Annotated in this window: 15 protein-coding genes and 1 tRNA gene; 11 read left to right on the forward strand and 5 right to left on the reverse strand. The window is 66.6% G+C overall.

Annotated features, from left to right (window positions below; translation table 11 throughout):
• The first annotated feature begins 19 nt into the window (after window positions 1-19).
• Complete coding sequence (locus AC3FOF_RS27990) at window positions 20-1,135, forward strand: J domain-containing protein (protein WP_488728491.1); 1,116 nt, start codon at window positions 20-22, stop codon at window positions 1,133-1,135.
• 124 nt (window positions 1,136-1,259) lie between these two features.
• On the opposite strand, the gene AC3FOF_RS27995 is transcribed toward AC3FOF_RS27990, so the two are convergent.
• Entirely contained in the window at window positions 1,260-1,649 is a 390-nt protein-coding gene (locus tag AC3FOF_RS27995) for a nuclear transport factor 2 family protein (RefSeq protein WP_017225497.1), read from the reverse strand.
• A 303-nt stretch (window positions 1,650-1,952) separates the two neighbouring features.
• Between AC3FOF_RS27995 and glnH the strand changes: the two genes are divergently transcribed.
• The 10 genes from glnH (at window position 1,953) to AC3FOF_RS28045 (ending at window position 13,546) form a co-directional block, all read left to right on the forward strand.
• Window positions 1,953-2,699, forward strand: coding sequence for a glutamine ABC transporter substrate-binding protein GlnH (gene glnH, locus AC3FOF_RS28000; protein WP_488728492.1), 747 nt, complete (start codon window positions 1,953-1,955; stop codon window positions 2,697-2,699).
• 25 nt (window positions 2,700-2,724) lie between these two features.
• Entirely contained in the window at window positions 2,725-3,381 is a 657-nt protein-coding gene (gene glnP, locus AC3FOF_RS28005; RefSeq protein WP_488728455.1) for a glutamine ABC transporter permease GlnP, read from the forward strand.
• Entirely contained in the window at window positions 3,378-4,106 is a 729-nt protein-coding gene (gene glnQ / locus AC3FOF_RS28010; RefSeq protein WP_017225494.1) for a glutamine ABC transporter ATP-binding protein GlnQ, read from the forward strand. Before glnP ends, glnQ begins: the two co-directional genes overlap by 4 nt.
• 1 nt (window position 4,107) lies before the next feature.
• Window positions 4,108-5,154, forward strand: coding sequence for a C45 family autoproteolytic acyltransferase/hydrolase (locus AC3FOF_RS28015; protein ID WP_017225493.1), 1,047 nt, complete (start codon window positions 4,108-4,110; stop codon window positions 5,152-5,154).
• Window positions 5,155-5,380: 226 nt separating this feature from the next.
• The gene (locus AC3FOF_RS28020; protein ID WP_276264748.1) at window positions 5,381-6,349 is read left to right on the forward strand and encodes a MurR/RpiR family transcriptional regulator; all 969 of its coding nucleotides are present in this window, start codon (window positions 5,381-5,383) and stop codon (window positions 6,347-6,349) included.
• Between the two features lie 50 nt (window positions 6,350-6,399).
• The gene (locus tag AC3FOF_RS28025; RefSeq protein WP_488728456.1) at window positions 6,400-7,206 is read left to right on the forward strand and encodes a hypothetical protein; all 807 of its coding nucleotides are present in this window, start codon (window positions 6,400-6,402) and stop codon (window positions 7,204-7,206) included.
• Window positions 7,207-7,292: 86 nt separating this feature from the next.
• Window positions 7,293-9,578 (forward strand): hypothetical protein, encoded by a 2,286-nt coding sequence (locus AC3FOF_RS28030; protein WP_488728457.1) that lies wholly within the window; start codon window positions 7,293-7,295, stop codon window positions 9,576-9,578.
• A gap of 641 nt (window positions 9,579-10,219) precedes the next feature.
• Window positions 10,220-10,996 (forward strand): FadR/GntR family transcriptional regulator, encoded by a 777-nt coding sequence (locus AC3FOF_RS28035; protein WP_276264743.1) that lies wholly within the window; start codon window positions 10,220-10,222, stop codon window positions 10,994-10,996.
• Between the two features lie 107 nt (window positions 10,997-11,103).
• Entirely contained in the window at window positions 11,104-12,513 is a 1,410-nt protein-coding gene (locus AC3FOF_RS28040) for an amidase family protein (RefSeq protein WP_488728458.1), read from the forward strand.
• Between the two features lie 28 nt (window positions 12,514-12,541).
• A complete protein-coding gene (locus tag AC3FOF_RS28045; RefSeq protein WP_488728459.1) occupies window positions 12,542-13,546 on the forward strand; it encodes a Bug family tripartite tricarboxylate transporter substrate binding protein in 1,005 nt (334 codons plus the stop codon).
• 124 nt (window positions 13,547-13,670) lie between these two features.
• Here the strand turns inward: AC3FOF_RS28045 and AC3FOF_RS28050 are convergent.
• The 4 genes from AC3FOF_RS28050 to AC3FOF_RS28065 form a co-directional block, all read right to left on the reverse strand.
• Window positions 13,671-13,747, reverse strand: a tRNA-Met gene (locus tag AC3FOF_RS28050).
• A 206-nt stretch (window positions 13,748-13,953) separates the two neighbouring features.
• Window positions 13,954-15,654 (reverse strand): MFS transporter, encoded by a 1,701-nt coding sequence (locus AC3FOF_RS28055; protein ID WP_276263837.1) that lies wholly within the window; start codon window positions 15,652-15,654, stop codon window positions 13,954-13,956.
• Between the two features lie 256 nt (window positions 15,655-15,910).
• Window positions 15,911-16,252 carry a DUF4212 domain-containing protein gene (locus AC3FOF_RS28060; RefSeq protein WP_017229587.1) on the reverse strand — a complete coding sequence of 114 codons (342 nt, stop codon included), beginning with the start codon at window positions 16,250-16,252 and terminating at the stop codon, window positions 15,911-15,913.
• A complete protein-coding gene (locus AC3FOF_RS28065) occupies window positions 16,249-17,811 on the reverse strand; it encodes a sensor histidine kinase (RefSeq protein ID WP_488728460.1) in 1,563 nt (520 codons plus the stop codon). The genes AC3FOF_RS28060 and AC3FOF_RS28065 overlap by 4 nt, the downstream gene beginning before the upstream one ends.
• Window positions 17,812-17,878: the final 67 nt, after the last annotated feature.

The raw sequence follows: 17,878 nt of genomic DNA on the forward strand, positions 1-17,878 counted from the left end.
CCGAACTTGCCCGGTGCCAATGCACACTCACTACGACAACCTCAAGGTCTCGCGAGATGCCCCGCCGGAGGTCATTCGCGCCGCCTATCGAACGCTGAGCCTGAAATACCACCCCGACCGCAATCCCGACCAGCAGACGGCGCACCGCGTCATGAGCCTGCTGAACGCTGCCTACGAGGTGTTGAGCGACCCTGCCAGGCGCGCCGAGCATGACGCATGGATTGCCGCGCAGGAGCGCAAGGAGGCGGCGCAGGCCACAAGGCAGGCGCAAGGGCGCAGGGCGGCGGCCCAGGATCCGCATGCGAATCCGGCAGCGCGGCCGCAGGGGCGTTCCCAGGCAGGGGCAAGCGCAGCGGCCGCCTCCGCGGCCGAGGCGCGAAGGAAGGCAGCGCAAGCCCGAGCGGAACAGGTCCGCCGGGCCGAAGACGCGGGGCGGCAGGCCGGTGACCGTGACGCGGCCAACGCGAGTCAGACCGGTACGGCAAAGGGAGCCTCAAGGAAGTTCGTCTACCTGCTGTACCTGCTCGTGGGCATCGCCCTGGTATCGTCCTTGAGCGAATGCGCCGGCACGGCACGCAATCAAGGCCAGCCCACGGCGACGGCGCCCCCGCTTCCCGGCGAGGTTCTGAATCCGCCGATGTCCGCTGCCCCCATCGCCAGCGCGCCCGGGCAAGCTCTCGTGCCGGTCCCCATGCCGGTGCCGGCAGCGCGCGAACAGGGCTATGTGCGCCCATCCGCGACCCCGCTCGGGCACCCATGGCCGGACCGCTCGGGCTACCTGTCCGGCTATCCCGTGCTGCGTGCCAACGGGTTGTCCTCGCTGACCGTCAATAACTCCGGGAACGCCTCCGACGTGTTCCTGAAACTGGTCTCGCTCGGCGCCGGCGGCGCACTTCCGGTCCGCTTCAGCCTGATCAGGAGGGGGACGTCTTTCAAGATGGAAAACATTGCCCCGGGCACCTACGACGTTCGGTACCGCAGCCTGGACACGGGCGCTATTTCAAGATCGGAGCGGTTCGTCCTGCAGGAAATCCGGCAGCCCGACGGGATCAGCTATGGTGACGTGCGGCTGACGCTGTACACGGTGCAGGGCGGCAATACGAAGACAGTGCCCATCTCCGAGCAGGAATTCTGAAGCCCGGGGGAAGGGCATCGCGGCGACGAGTCCGCAAGTGATCCGGTGCGCAGCGACAAGCGCGCGAGAGGCAGGCCAGGCGCCGGGTGGCGGCGCCTGGTGCAACGCAGGACCGCGCAGCCGGCTATTTCTTCGGCGGCGCCGCGCTGAAGGTCTTGTTGACGATTTTCCATACGCCGTCGATTTCCAGCAGCGTCATGTAATCGGTGAAGGTCACTTCCGGATACTCCAGTACGACCTTGGCGGTGCCGGCGTTGCCGGTAACGTCGAAATGGGTGATGAAGCGCTTGCGCTGCGCCTCATCGGCCGCGGGCTGACCCTGGAAACGCGCGGAAAACGCATCGACGCTCAAGGCATGCAGCGCGCCGTCGCGAAACGAGACGATTCGGGCATCCGGATGAAAGGCCTTGCGCATGTAGGCGGCATCGCCGGTGATATGCGCTCTCAGGTAATTCTCGATCGGCTCGAGTGCCGCCGTATGTTGCGATGTCAGGCCGGAATGGCTGAGTGTCATGTCGTCTCCAGATCAAGGAATCCGCAGGGCAGTGTCTCTGCGCTGCGGGGTTTGAGTTTTTATTGCACCCCATTATTGCATACAATTTTATCGGCAAGGCGGCTTGCCGTATTCGATCGGCGGCGGATCCGGCAGCCGTAGGATAGCCACCCGCCTGCCGGCCCCTGGCCCCCGGGCATCGGGGAAACCCGAGGTTGCAACCTCCTTTGCGACATCGCACAATAAGCAAATAGATTTGCATTGACGGTGTTTGTGCAAATTTTGTTGCGGGAATTCCGGGTCTTCTCAAACAAAGGCACCCCTATGAAATTTTTGGCAAAGCTGATAGCGGCCGTGCTCGCCGCGGCCTCCCTGGCGGGCCATGCTGCGCGCGCGGAATCGTTGCTGGTCGCGGTGGATACGGCGTTCGTCCCGTTCGAGTTCAAGCAAGGCGGAAAATACGTTGGCTTCGACATCGATCTGTGGGACGCCGTGGCAAAGGAGCTGAAGCTCGATTACAAGCTGCAACCGATGGACTTCATCGGCATCCTGCCGGCCTTGCAAACCAGGAACGTGGACGTTGCGCTCGCGGGGATCACCATCAAGGAGGAGCGCAAGAAGGTCATCGACTTTTCGGATGGCTATTACGACAGCGGCTTCACGCTGATGGTTTCTGCATCCAGCCCTATCAAGGGGGCCGAGGAACTGAAAGGCAAATCGCTCGCCCTCAAGACAGGCACCTCGGCCGCCGATTACGCCAAAGCCAACTTCCCCGGCACGGAGCTGCGTTTGTTTCCGAACATCGATAACGCTTACCTGGAGCTGGAAGCCGGGCGCGTGGACGCAGCGATGCATGACACGCCCAACATCCTCTATTACATCTCGACAGCGGGCAAGGGGAAGGCCAGGGCGGTCGGCGCGCGCATGATGGCGCATCAGTACGGTATGGCCTTTCCCAAGGGCAGCGCCCTGGTGCCGAGGGTGAACGTGGCGCTGGCGAATATAAAGGCGGATGGCCGTTACACGGTGATCTATAGGAAGTGGTTCGGCAGCGAGCCGCCGAAGCCCTGAGCATGACGGACTCCGGAGCCTGAATATGCAATTCGATCCATCGGTCATCCTGGAGGCGCTGCCGGCGCTGTTGCAGGGAGCCAGGCTGACGGTCCTCATCGCGGTGGCCGGCCTTGCCGGCGGGGTGCTGGTCGGCCTGTGCTTCGGCCTGATGCGGACCTACGGCAACAGCCTTGCGCAAAAGATCGGCTTCGCCTACGTGGAACTGGTGCGCGGCACGCCAATCGTCGTGCAGGTGATGTTCATCTACTTCGCCCTGCCTGTCCTGCTTGGCGTGCGGGTTGACGCGATGACGGCGGCGGTGGCTTCCATCATCGTCAATGCCGGCGCCTATATCGCGGAGATCGTACGCGGCGCGTTGCTGTCCGTGCCCCGCGGCCTGCGCGAAGCCGGGCTGGCGCTGGGCATGCCCAGGTGGCGGGTACTGGCCTTCGTTGTCGGCCCGGTGGCCATCCGGAGAATGACACCGGCGTTGGGCAACCAGTTCATCGTCAGCGTGAAGGACACGTCCCTGTTCATCGTCATCGGGGTGGGCGAACTCACGCGCCAGGGCCAGGAGATCATGGCCTCCAACTTCCGGGCCGTCGAGATCTGGTCAGCGGTGGCGTTCATCTACCTGTGCCTGATCGGCACAATCACCTTCGCGCTGCGTACGATGGAAAAGAGGATGCGCATACTATGAGCATGGTGGAATTCGCCGGCGTTACCAAGCGGTTCGGCAACACAGTGGTCCTGGATGGCGTGAATCTGAACATCCGGCAGGGAGAGGTGGTTGTCTTGATCGGGCCGTCGGGCTCCGGGAAGTCGACACTGTTGCGGTGTATCAATGCACTGGAGCAGATTGACGGTGGCGACCTGCGCGTCGACGGCATCAGCGTGCTCGGCGGGCCGCGAAAGGTTCGCGAGATCCGCCAGGAGGCTGGGATGGTCTTCCAGCAATTCAACCTCTTTCCGCAAATGACGGCGCTGGAGAACGTCGCCTTCGGGCCGCGCCAGGTGCGTCGCACGGCGAAGAATGAGGCGCAGGCGCTCGCACGCGAGCTGCTCGCCAAGGTTGGCCTGGCCGAGCGGGCAAGCCACTATCCCGGCGAGCTGTCCGGCGGCCAGCAGCAACGCGTGGCGATTGCCCGCGCACTGGCGGTCAGGCCCAGGCTGATGTTGTTCGACGAGCCGACGTCCGCGCTCGATCCTGAACTGCGCCAGGAAGTGCTGCGCGTCATGCAGTCGCTGGCGGAGGAGGGCATGACGATGGTGGTTGTCACGCACGAGATGGCCTTCGCGCGCAAGGTCGGGACGCGGCTGATTTTCATGGAACACGGCTGTATCACGGTAGACGGGCGCCCGGCCGAGTTGCTGGACAACCCGCCCAACCAGCGTCTGCGTGACTTCCTTCAACACGTTGAATAACATGCCGGCACTTTCCTACCTGAAGATTGGCGATTCTCCTTTCGAGGCGGGCCAGGCGCTCGGCCGCTTCGGCGCGGCGGCCGTTCATGGCCACCTGCTGCACACCAGGGCCTGGCGCAGCATCATGCAATGGCGGGGCAGCGCGGCGGCGGCCACGATGGCTGCACTGGTGCGCGACCGCTTCCCGGGCATCTGGTCGGAACTGGAAGGGCTCGCGGCGGGACTGCGCCTGCCGCTCGATGAGGTGTTCCTCTGGAACTGCCGGGGCGATCTATGGGCAATGGCCCCGGACGGCTGCACGACCGTGCAGCTTCCGGGGGATCTGTGCCAGCGGATCAGCCACAACGAGGATGGCGACCCCGGATTCGCGGGCCATTGCGCGATCGCGGAATGCGCTATCGCCGGGCGCCCATCCATCGCTTCGTTCGTGTATCCCGGTTCGTTGCCCGGCCATGCCTTCGCCGCGACGGACGTGGGCCTCGCCATGACCGTCAACAACCTGCGTGCGCTCCAGGTGACCCCGGGCGTTCCCCGCATGGTATTGACACGCGCGATGCTCGACGCCCCCACGCTGAATGACGCCCTTGCCGTGCTGCGGGATGCGCCGCGCGCGGGCGGCTTCCACCTGACGCTGGGACACTGTCAAAGCCAGCGGATTCTCAGCGTGGAATTCAGTTCCGAAGCCTGTTCGGTGCTTGACATCGAAACGCCCTCGATGCACGCGAATCACGCGATTCACCCTGCCATGCGCGACCTGCCGCAAATCATCACCGGGTCTTCCCGGCACCGGCAGAGCCGGGGCGACGCCATGCTCGCGCAAGCCCGGACGCAGGGGCGAGCCGTGGATCCGCTGGCGATCCTTGCGGATGCCATGGATGCCGAGTTTCCGATCTACCGGAACGACCCGGCGGACAGCGATGACGAGAACACGATGGCGACGGCCGATATCCTGATTCACGCCACCCATATCGAGTGGCAGGTCTACGAAGATCGCCAGGAACCCGCACGGTTCCGGATCTCCAACGGACGCGTGCAATCGCATCCTTGACCTTGAGTCGCGGGCTCGTCGCGCACCAGCCTGGCGTGGCGCTGTCGCAGGCATGCGTCATACGTCTGGATGCGACCGGAGCGGCGCAGGCGGCCTCCCGCCGGGGCGGGTGCCGAGCCTTGCAGCATTCGCGCACTGTGCACTCCCGATGCCCAGGTCCAGGCAAGGTGTTTACAATGGCGGGCTCAATTGATCCCACATGACGCCGCCTGGCTTCGGATGACCCATGGACACGCGCAAACGTACTGCAGACCGATCCGCGGCCGAGGAGGATGCCCACGGCTCGCCGCCGCGCACGGTCGAAGGGCTGCGCAATCTGGCGGTCAGCATTGGCCGCGATGAGGGTGGCGTCACCCTGGGCGCGAAAGCCCATGCCGTCCTGGCAAAGCTGGTCGAGCGGCCGGAGGAAGTCGCCGTCCGCAAGATCACCGACCTCGCGGAGTCGCTTGGGGTCAACGCATCGACGCTAACGCGGCTCGCGACGAAGCTGGGCTATGGCGGCTTCGTCGACTTCCAGCGCGTCTTCCGCGACAGCCTGGCCCAGCAGCATCGCCATTTCTATAGCCAGCAGGCGGGGCGGCTGGTGGAGCGGGCGCAGGGCCTTCGCGCGCCCGGGGCGGCACCGGAAATCGACACCGTGGTGCAGTTGGCGCGCGAGTCGATCGACAACGTCGAGGCCTTTCTGGCCCAGCTATCGGCAGCGGACCTGCGTGCCGCCGCCAAGTTGCTGGCCAGCGCCCGGCGCGTGAGGATCCACGGGCTGCGGCAGTTTGGTGCCCTGGCCAGTTTTCTCAGCTACGGGCTGGGCATGATCCGCACCGATGTCGGGCTGCTGGATGCACAGGGCCTGGGGGTTGCCGAAGGCCTTGCCCAACTGCAGCGTGGCGACGTGGTTGTGGTTACCAGCGTTTCGCCCTACACCCGTGGTGTCGCCGAAGCGGCAATCGCCGCGGCCGAAGCAGGACTCACCGTGATCGCGATTACCGACACCCGGGCTTCGCCGCTGGTCGCCCCGGCGCGCCACGCCTTCTTTATTCCGCATGACAGCAGCTTCTTCAGCAACAGCATGGGCGCGTATATGGTGTTCTGCGAAGGGCTGCTGAACCTGGTGGCCACCCATCTGGGCAAAAGTTCGCTGCAGGCGCTCGAACGTCGCGAGCGCTTCATCGCGGATCTGCGGATCGAGTGGGACTGAATGCCGCCCCATTCGGATGCCAGCGCCATTGGCTGATATCGACGCGGGCGATGGCCGCTCGCGCTGACACGCCGCGCTGGCTGGCCTTGTGGCTGGCGGCGTGTCTGCTGATGCCTTCGCACGGCGGTGCGGCGGCTGGTGCCGCGCCGGTCTACCTGTGGGCCTGGGACCGTGCCGAAGACCTGCGCTGGCTGCAGGATGGCAAGGCCGCGGCCAGCGCCCCACGCGATGCCAGGCGCTATGGTGTCGCCTACTTCGCCGTGCAGTTCGATGCCGATGGCGACAATCTGCGTGCCACCTGGCGGCGTGCGCCGCTGCGCGTCGCCACGGGCACGCCGCTGCTGCCGGTGCTGCATATCGAGGCGTTCTCGGCCCGTCACGCGGCGCTGTTCAACGACGTGGCGCTCGCCAACTGGACCCGCGCGCTGGCGCAGGCCATCGCACGGCTGGGCACGCCGGCTGTGCAGATCGATTTCGAAGCCCGCGCCTCGCAGAAGGATTTCTACCGGGCTTTGCTGGCTCGCCTGCAACAGCAGTTGCAAGGGCGCGTACGCCTGTCCGTAACGGCGCTGGCCTGGTGGTGCAGCGATCCGGCCTGGCTGGCCAGCCTGCCGGTGGATGAGGTGGTGCCGATGTTTTTCCGCATGGGCGCCGGCGAGCGCGCCCACTGGCGCGCCAGGCTGGCCGGTCCGGCTACGCTGCCCGCGCCCTGCCGCGCGGCTGCCGGGGTTGCGCTGGATGAGCTGCAGGCGCTTGGCCGCCCGGCTGCCGGAGACCGCCGGCGCTGGTATGTGTTCGTGCCGGCATCGTGGCGGCGCGAGCATGTGGAGGTTCTGGGACAATGGTTGCCGCCATGAGGTTCCGGCCATGGACCATCCGCTTGACCGATGCCTGGCTGCCGTGATGGACACAGCGGCCCCGAATGATGCTGGAGCTTGTCGATATGCCCGTTTTCTTGCCCATCTTTTCCCCTCTGCATTCCGCCCGGCCCAAGCGCCGGCCGCACTCTTTGCGCCTGCTGGCGCTGCTGCCGCTGGCCGCCGCATTGTTGTGCGGCGGCGCCCGCGCCTCCGGCGGCGGCGAGATGTCCACGCTGGTCGCCACCTCGCGCATCCAGCCGGAGAAGGCCGCCTTGCCGAAATACATGGACGGCCACCTGGGCGTGCTGTGGCCCGGCTATGCCGCGCCGTACCTGTTGCTGGCTTACCGCCAGATGCTGGGGCTGCCGCCGCTGTCCGACGAGGACCGCAGCAGCCTGCTGGCCGGCAAGCTGGTGCAGGCCGACGACTACACCCGCACCCAGGCCGCGATCAAGGCCTGGATGCAGGCGCGCGCGAAAGCCGGTGTCGTGCAATCGGTGGAGGTTAGGCCCGGCGAGCGCAATACCATGGACTTTACCTACGCACCGAACTGTGGCGCCGCGGCCTTCGAAACCGCAGCCGCCACGCTGGCCAGGCGCAGCGCCGACCATGCCGACGCGCAGCAATGGGTCAGCACGTGGATCGCCGGGCAGGACGCGGTATTCGCCACCTGCTCCGCCGGCAAAGGCGCGGCGCAGCCGGCCTTGCCCGCACTGGCATCAGGCGCGCCACAGTGGCTGGAGCGCGATCGCCGCTATCAGCTGGCGTCGATGCAATTCTATGGTGGCGACTACGACGCCGCCGGCAAGTCCTTCACCGAGATCGCTGCCGATGCCGGTTCGCCCTGGCATGAGTGGGCCAGCTACCTGGTGGCGCGCAACTGGCGGCGCCAGCTGTTGGTCGACACCGCGCGGGCACGCGACACGCTCGGCGGGGACTGGTCCGGGCATCCGATGGCGGTGCGCCTGCACACGCTGGCGTCCAAGGCGCGCGACCCGGCGGTGCGTGCGGCAGCGGCCGACATGATCGACATGATCGAGTCGCGCGTGGTCCCCGGCGAGGTCTGGCAGCGCCGCTGGCAGGCCATGGACGGCCGCCAGCCACCGGCTTCGCTGCAGCAATGGTCGTCGGATATCCGCTGGCTGTGGGCGCTGATGCCGGCCGCCGGCTACGCCGACGACTGGCTTTATCTCACCGGCACCCTTAGCACCGACAGCATCTTCGCCGAACCCGAGCGCATCGCGCGCAGCCAGCAGCTGGTATTCGAGCGCTGGCAGCGTACCCGCGCCTTGCCGTGGCTGGCCAGTGCCGTGATGGTCGCACTGCCTGGCCAGCCGCACACCGCGCAGCTGGTCAAGGACAGCCGCGCGCTGCCGCAATCGAGCCCGCTCTACCTGCACTTTGCCTGGCATCGCGCGCGCCTGGCGCTGATGGCGCTACGCTATGACGAGACGCGCGCCGAACTGACCCGCGCCGCGCCACTGCTGCCGGAAGAGGGGCTTGGCACGCGCCAGCTGTTCGGCTCGCTGGCGATGCGCGCGGCATTATCGCTGGACGGCGTGGCGCAGAATTTCCCGCGCACGCCGCTTGGATTCGACGCCTACTATGGCAGCCGAGGTTTCACCGAAGATCTGCCCAAGGGCAGCGACAAGGGGCTCCTCGACCAGGACACGCAGGATTGGCTGTACAGCCAGTTCACTGCCGTGGAACTGCTGCGGCTGGGGACGGGAGGGGAGGCGGGGGCGACCTCGGCTGTCCCGCCCACGCCTGCGGCCTCGGTGGCAGCATCGCCGCCGCTGGCGCGCGGCCTCAAGGTGCGGCTGCTCAGCGAAGCCTGGCAGCGCGCCGCCATGACCGGCCAGGCCGCCGTGGCCGCCGAGGCCCTGCGTGCCTGGCAGGCCGAGAGCGACAGCAGGAACCTGCAGGCTGCCGTGCAGGCAGCCGATCCCGCCGAGCAGCGCTACTTGCTGGCGCGCATGATGCTGCTCAAGGAAGTGCCCGGACTTGGCCGCGCCGAGTGGATGCAGCGCAGCTACTATTCGCAGGCGATGATCACCGATGGCAAGGCCGGCTTCAAGCCGCTGTCCCAAGTGCCACCGGCCTTCCACGATGCGGCTGCGGCGCGCGACGCCGCCGCGCAGCTCAAGCGCTACCAGGACCTGAGCACGACCGAATGGATGGGCCGGCAGATCCTGCCCTACATCAGCGCCAACCCGCGGCTGCCGGAAGGCGCCACGGTGCTGGCGCGCCTGGTGAGGCAGTCGCGCTATGGCGAGCGCCATACGCCCACCTCGCGCAGCGCCTTCACCTTGCTGCACAAGCTGTACTCCAAGAGCCCGGAAGCGGCCGACACGCGCTATTTCTATTGATGGAAGCAGGGCCGCCGTCCATTCTTTGCACGGCGCTTTTGCGCTTCCGGGTACGGTCGAGACACTTCGCAGCTCCGAAGTGTGGATCCTCTGTTAACAAGCTCGGCGCGGCTTTGCTCCAGGATGCGGTAACCCGTGTGCGATCTGTTGCCGAGAATGTCGGTGTTCGAGCGTTGCTCGTCCATGCGTTGAATGCGCGCGCAAAGCATTTCTATGCGCATTACGGTTTTCGAGCATCGCCAATGCATACGATGACCTTGATGCTCCCGCTGAAAGCACGTGCGGCGCTTGGAATGCCTTCTTGGTTTCATGGGCGCCGTTATCGCCGCCGAATTCTCATACAAATATTTCTGGAGCCGACTACAGCCGGTAGCAAGGGCTGCCGCTCGCAGGATTCAAGGCGAGCCGTCTAGCATACGGTAATCAGTTGGTCCTGAAGAATTCCAACCGAGGCCGCTGTCGCCTGGCTATACCCGGCGACGCTGGAGCATAGAGAATCTGTGTCAGCGGCTGGAATCGATGCTCAACAGTGAGATTCGTTCGTTGAGCCAACCGCGCGCGGCGCAGGGAATACCCGTATTGGAAGAACCATCCAGCCGATCATAATTCTGATAATTATGATCATAAATAGGCTGTCAGCGATGTCCAAGGAAGCCAAGCCCAGGATCTCGGGCACCCGGCGCGTCAAGCGCTCCGACCAGGTGGTCGCCGACATCAAGCGCTGGATCGTCCAGACGCAGCAGAAGGTGGGGGACAAGCTGCCACAGGAGGCGGCCCTCATCGAGCAGATGGGCGTGGCGCGCGGGACCGTGCGCGAGGCGCTGGCCGCCTTGCAGGTGCAAGGCCTGGTGACCGTCAGCACCGGGCCCAACGGCGGCGCCACGCTGGCGCAGCCCTCGTACGACCGCTGCCTGGAGGCCGTCTCCAACTTCCTGTACTTCCAGCCGGTCGATATCGCCACGCTGTACGCCCTGCGCCGCGCGGTGGAGCCGGAACTGGCGGCCAACGTTACGCCGCGCCTGACCGACGCCGACCTGGCCGAACTCGATGCCTTGATCGGCCTGAGCCATCCGGCGCACGGCGGCAGCGCGGACTGGAACGAGCGGCGCGAAGCGGACCTGCTGTTTCACGACCGGCTGACCGATGCGTGCAGCAGTCCCATGCTGGCGCTGTTCTGCCGCCTGCTCAACGACATCATCCGGCGCGTGATCGTGGTGCGCAATGCGCAGCAAAGCTTCGACCGCTTCGACGATGAAATCCTCCACAGCCACTCGGACCTGATGGACGCATTCCGCGCCCGCGATGCCGATCGCGCCCGCGCGCTCATGCACGCGCATATGGAGCACGCCGAAGCCCTCGCCCTCGAGGCCGAATCACGCGTCGACCGGGGAAGCCTGCTGATGAACCCGAGCGACTAACCCGCCGCCGCGCGGGCACGGCCCGCCGGCACCCACCGTCCGCCTCTCCGAACTCCCACCATGCATGGGGGGCGGGATCCCTTTTGCCCGACATCCTGGAGTCCCACGTGAACACCCCCGAAACGCTGTGGCGCTGGAGCGCCGTCGACATCGCCGCCGCCGTGCGCAGCCGCGACATCTCTTGCCGCGAGGCTACCGCCAGCGTGCTTGCACGCATCGCGCAGCTCAACCCGCGCATCAACGCGCTGGCAGAGGTGCTGGCCGAGCAGGCGCTGGCCAGCGCCGATGCGGCTGACCAGCAGGTTATGAGCGGCGCGCCACTCGGCCCGCTGCACGGCGTGCCGGTCACCATCAAGATCAACGTGGACCAGGCCGGGCACGCCACCACCAATGGCGTGATCCCGCTGAAGGACAACATCGCGCGCGAAGATGCGCCGGTGGTGGCGCACTGGCGCAATGCCGGCGCCATCATCGTCGGCCGCAGCAACACCGCCACCTACTCGTCGCGCTGGTTCACGGACAACGGCCTGCACGGCCGCACGCTCAACCCCTGGGATGCGGATATCACGCCCGGCGGCTCCAGCGGCGGCGCTGCTGCCGCGGTGGCTTGCGGCATGGGTGCGCTGGCGCACGGCAACGACATCGGCGGCTCCATCCGCTATCCAGCCTATGCCTGCGGCGTGCCCGGCTTGCGGCCGACGATAGGCCGCGTGCCCGCGTACAACCCCAGCGCCAGCGCCGAGCGCGGCATCACGCCGCAGCTGATGTCGGTACAGGGCGCCATGGCGCGCAGCATGGCCGACCTGCGGCTCGGCTATCACGCCATGGCGCGCCCCGACCCGCGCGATCCCGCCTGGGTCCCGGCGCCATTGGAACTGCCGCCGCCGGCGGGCCCGATCCGCGTGGCGCTGTTCAAGCATTGCCCGGGCATCCCCATCGACCCGGCGGTCAGCCAGGCGCTGGACAGCGCCGCCCAATGGCTGCAGCAAGCCGGCTACGCCGTGGAAGAAGCCGTCTTGCCCGACTTCCTCGAAGCCGCGGCGCTCTGGCGCACGCTGATCACGGACGACAGCCGCCGCAACATCATCGCGGGCGTGGAACACCACGGCGACGAAGCCATGCGCCGCAGCCAGCGCAACATGATCGACGGCATGGCGCAAACCAGCCGCGACGATTTCCTCGATGCGCTGGCGCGGCGCCAGGCACTGGCGCGCAACTGGTCGGTCTTCCTGCACGGCTACCCGCTGGTGCTGATGCCGGTGTCGTGGCAGCGCCCGTGCGCGCAAGACGCCGACCTCGGCTCGCTGGAACAGATGCATGCGCTGCTCGACGCCCAGAGCCCGCTGCTCGCCACGGCCATGCTCGGCATGCCAGGTCTCTCGGTACCCACAGGCATGGCCGGCGGCATTCCCGTCGGCGTGCAACTGATGGCGTGGCGCTTCAGGGAAGACCTGCTGCTGCAAGCCGGCCAGGTCATCGAAGACGCAGCGCGCTTCACCCCATTCACCGCCCTGTAATCCCCCGCAGACAAACCAGGAGCAACGCATGAACGACCACAACCCTCCCGATGCCGTGCGCCTCTCGCGCCGGTCCATGCTGGCCGGCGCCGCCGCCGTCCTGTGTACCGGCAGCGTGCTCTCGCGCGCGGCCTGGGGCCAGACCGTGTCCCGCATCATCGTGCCGTTCCCCGCGGGCGGGCCGGCCGATTTCATGGGACGCCTGCTGGCGGAGAAGCTCAAGGACGCGATGGGCCGCACCGTCATCGTCGACAACCGTCCGGGCGCGGGCACCCGCGTGGCGGCGGAAGTCCTGAAGAACGCGCCCGCCGACGGCAATACCGTGCTGCTGGCGCCAGTGGATCCGATGTTCATCGGCCCGCTGATCTACAACAACATGCGCTTCAATCCCGTCACCGATTTCAAGGCGATCACCGACGTGGCCGGCGTGCAGTTCGGCCTGGCGGTCAATGCAAGCTCGCCGATCAAGACGCTCGCCGATTTTGTCCAGGCGGCCAAGGCCCGGCCCGCCGAGCATTCGATCGGCATCAGCACGGTCGGCACGCTGCTCCACTTCCTGGCGGTGGAATTCGTCGCCCAGTCCCACGCCGGCAGCACCCTGGTGCCCTATCGCGGGGGCGGCCCCCTGGTCACGGACCTGATGGGCAACCAGATTGCTGCCGGCATGGACGCCACCACCACCTTCGTGGAATACCATCGCGCCGGCAAGCTCCGCGTGCTGGCGGTGGCCGGCGACAAGCGCGCTGACGCGCTGCCCAAGGTGCCCACGTTTGCGGAATCCGGATTCCCAGACCTGGTGACCGCGTCGCGCTACCTGCTGTACGCGCGCGCGGGCACCGCGCCCGACGTGGCCGCGCAGTGGGGAGACGCCGTGCGCAAGATCCTCGCCATGCCGGACGTTCGCGAGAAGCTGGGGCGCACCGGCTATGACCTGCTTTCCGGCGGTGCGCCGGATGAGGTTGCGCGGTATGCGAACGCCCTTGCCGCGCGCTGGACGCCGGTGATCAAGGCTTCGGGGTTCAAGGGGGATTGAGGAGGCGGCCGATTGCCTGCGCGGCGTCGCGGGCGCACACGGGCTTGGCGCCGTGGCGGTTGACTGTCCGTTGACAGTTGCCAAAAGAAAAAGGGCCTAGCTTGCGCTAGGCCCTTCTTAATACTGGTGGCGAATCAGGGATTCGAACCCCGGACCTGCGGATTATGATTCCGTCGCTCTAACCGACTGAGCTAATTCGCCTAACGAAGACCGCTATTATACGTACAGTTTTCGGCTTGTCAACACCCTCATCGGAAAATCTTCAGGGGGGCTGGCGGCGGGCTTTCCGGCCGCTTGCCCCAAGGAAAAACCGGCGGGCCTCGCGGCCCGCCGGTTGGAGCGACTGATTACCGGATCAGTCTTGCCTGGCCCTGGACGCCGGGCGCAGTCTTTGGCGTTGGCGGATATCAGTCGTTGGCGTAGATGTTCACATCCTTGGTTTCGCGGACGAACAGTGCGCCGATCACGAAGGTGGCCCCCGCGATGATGATCGGATACCAGAGCCCGTAGTAGATATTGCCGTTCTGCGCCACCAGGGCGAAGGAGATGGTGGGCAGCAGGCCGCCGAACCAGCCGTTGCCGATGTGATACGGCAGCGACATCGAGGTGTAGCGGATCCGGGTCGGGAACATTTCCACCAGCATGGCGGCGATCGGGCCGTACACCATGGTCACGTAGATCACCAGGATGACGAGGATCACCAGCACCATGATGGTGTTCATCTGCGCCGGGTCCGCCTTGGTCGGGTAGCCCGCCGAGGCCATGGAGTCGCCCACCTGCTTCTTGAAGGCGGCAATCTGCTTCTTGCTGGCATCGTCGAAGCTGTGGCCCGCCGGTACCAGCGTGGCGTTGAAGGAGGCGATCTCCTTGTCGCCGATCTTGACCGATGCCACCGTGCCGGCCGGGGCTTCCACCACTTCATAGCTGGCCGAAGCTTGCGCCAGGGTCCGCTTGGCGATGTCGCAGGAGCTGCGGAAATCGATTTCGCGGGCGATCGGGCTGCCCTGGAAGGAGCATTGCTTCGGATCGGTGGTGACGACGATCTGGGCGCTTTGCTGCGCGCGCTCCAGCGCCGGGTTGGCATAGTGGGTGAGGGCCTTGAACAGCGGGAAGTAGGTCAGCACCGCCAGCGCGCAGCCGGCCATGATGATCCACTTGCGGCCGATCTTGTCCGACAGCGAGCCGAAGAAGATAAAGAACGGCGTGCCGACCACCAGGGCGCCCGCGATCAGCAGGTTGGCGGTGGTGGCGTCTACCTTCAGCACCTGGGTCAGGAAGAACAGCGAGTAGAACTGGCCCGTGTACCACACCACGGCCTGGCCGGCGGTCAGGCCCACCAGCGCCAGGATCACGATCTTCAGGTTGCGCCACTGGCCGAACGACTCGGTCAGCGGGGCCTTGGAGGTCTTGCCCTCGGCCTTCATCTTCTGGAAGGCGGGCGACTCGCTCATCGACAGGCGGATATAGACCGATACGGCGAGCAGCAGGATGGAGACCAGGAACGGGATGCGCCAGCCCCAGGCGTCGAAGTTCGCGCCCGTCAGGTTGCGGCACAGCAGGATCACGATCAGCGACAGGAACAGGCCGAGCGTGGCGGTGGTCTGGATCCATGCGGTATAGGCGCCGCGCTTGCCGTGCGGCGCGTGCTCGGCCACATAGGTGGCGGCACCGCCGTACTCGCCGCCGAGCGCGAGGCCCTGCAGCATGCGCAGCCCGATCAGGATGATCGGCGCCGCCCAGCCGATGCTGTTGTAGCCCGGCAGCAGGCCCACGATAAACGTGGACGCGCCCATGATCAGGATGGTCACCAGGAAGGTGTACTTGCGCCCGATCATGTCGCCCAGGCGGCCGAACACCAGTGCGCCGAACGGCCGCACGATGAAGCCCGCGGCAAAGGCCAGCAACGCGAAGATGAAGGCCGCGGTCGGATCGAGCCCGGCGAAGAACTGCTTGGCGATAATGGCCGCCAGCGAACCGTAAAGATAAAAGTCGTACCACTCGAACACCGTGCCGAGCGAGGAGGCGAAAATCACCTTCCTCTCCTCGCTGGTCATTCCCGAGCTTTGGGCACTGCCGCCAGGCATTGCCACGTTCCGTACATTCGCCATTGTCTCCTCCGTATGATATCGGGGTCTTTCGGAGGCGCGCCGTCACGCCCTGGCGGGCACGCTGCGGGCTCCGAAGCTGCAATGGATTGTGGGTGGCGAAACTTACTGCGTTCTGACAATTCCAGCGTGGTTCCCGGCTAAACGCTCGGGGTATACGCTAGACGCGAAGTGGCCCTGGCGTTGCTGCGCCGCGGGGAAACAGCCCTGCCGGATGCGCCGCCGCGGTCAGCGCCACGCGTCGGCGCGGCGTTTCCTGCTATGCAGCATCGTGGTCGTGCTGTCGCGGGACGGCGGGCGGGAGCGGATTGTCCGCCTGGTCGTCGTCGGCGAGGTTCATGCGCCACGCATACAGCGCCGCCATCAATACGTAGAGGATCAGCGCGCCCTGCGCGCCGACCCAGAACGAGAAGGGCCAGCCGAAGAAGTCGAAGCGCAGTTCGCGGGCGAACCACGCGACCACGAAGGTGACGATGAACCAGAGCGACAACAGCACCGCGATCCAGCGCAGGTTGCGCTGCCATGCGCGCCGTTCGGACCCGTCGGCCTGGTCGCGCGCGGCGCGGATGTGGTCGGCGTCTGGCTGCCCGGGCGCGCTCATGCCGGCTCCATATAGGATGGCCGGCGCAGCGTGATGCGAAAGCAGGTGCCGGCCAGGCGCGGCTCCGCCTGATAGACGTGGTCGAGGATGCCGACATCGCCGCCGTGCTGCTGCACGATCTCGCGCACGATGGCGAGTCCCAGCCCGCTGCCCTGGGTCTTGGTGCCGAGCACGCGGTAGAACCGCTCCATCACGCGTTCGCGCTCGGCCACCGGGATGCCGGGACCGGTGTCCTCGACTTCGAGGTAGGCGAAGGGTTCGAAGGCATCCGCGCTGACGCGCACGGTGGCGCGGCCATCGGCGGGCGTGTAGCGGATCGCGTTGTCGATCAGGTTGTTCAGCATCTCGGTGAGCATGAGGCGGTTGCCCTGCACCATCACGGGATGGTCGTCGGCATCGACGCCAAGATCGATGCGGCGCGCCCAGGCCTGCGGCAGCCAGTCCTTGACCACTTCGCGCGCCAGCGCGGCCAGGTCCAGCGGCGCCATGCTGCCCGCGCCGGCCAGGTTCTCCATGCGCGCCAGCGACAGCAGCTGCGTCACCAGGTGAGCGGCGCGCTCCGAGCTGCCGGCGATCTGCGCCAGCGATTTGCGCAGCTCTTCGGGCGACTGTTCGCGCTGCGCCAGTTCTGCCTGCATGCGCAGGCCGGCCAGCGGCGTCTTCATCTGGTGGGCGGCATCGGCGATAAAGCGTTTCTGGGTCTGCACCGAGGTATCGAGGCGTGCCAGCAGATCGTTGAAGGACGCCACCAGCGGCGTGATCTCCTGCGGTGCCGCGTGTTCGTCGATGGGGCTGGTGTCGCCCGGATTGCGCGCGCGGATGCGCTGCTGGATCGAGGTCAGCGGCGCCAGCCCGCGCGTCAGGCCGAACCACACCAGCACCACCGCCAGCGGCAGGATCACGAACTGCGGCAGGATCACGCCCTTGATGATTTCGTTGGCCAGGCGCGCGCGCTTGTCGAGGGTTTCGCCAACCTGCACCAGCACCGGCTGGGTGTCGCCGCCATGCTTGAGATCGACATAGGTATAAGCCACGCGCACGTCGTTGCCCGCGATACGGTCGTCGCGCAGCGACACCAGTCCGGCATGGCCGCGATCGTCTTCGTTGGGCAGCGGCATGTCATTGTCGCCGGCGACGAATTCGCCGTGCGTGCCCACCACCTGATAGTAGATATTGTCGGACTCGTCGGCGCGCAGGATCTCGCGCGCGGACAGCGGCAGCTGCAGCGTGACGCGGCCGTTGACCTCGCGCACCTGCTGCGAGAGCACGATCGCGCTGGCCTCGAGCGAGCGGTCGAAGGGGCCGTTGGCGATCGATTTTGCCACCAGGTAGGTCACGGCAATGCTCATCGGCCACAGCAGCAGCAGCGGCGCCAGCATCCAGTCCAGGATCTCCCCGAACAGCGAGCGTGGCGACGGGTGGCCCGCGCTGTCCTCGAGATGGGGCAGGGCGTCGGCCAGCGCTTCGTCGCTGACGATGGCGTCGCCGGGTGACGGGGATGGCGGGCGCGGGGGGCGCGAGGCCCGCGGGCGCCGCCGGGGCAGTCGCAGCAGGCTCATGGGGGAAGGGTGGGGCGGTTCCTGTAGTGCGTGTGGCGGGTGTGGTGCGTCTGGTGCCTCTGGCGTT

This window comes from Cupriavidus sp. 96C5-1 (assembly GCF_057798855.1).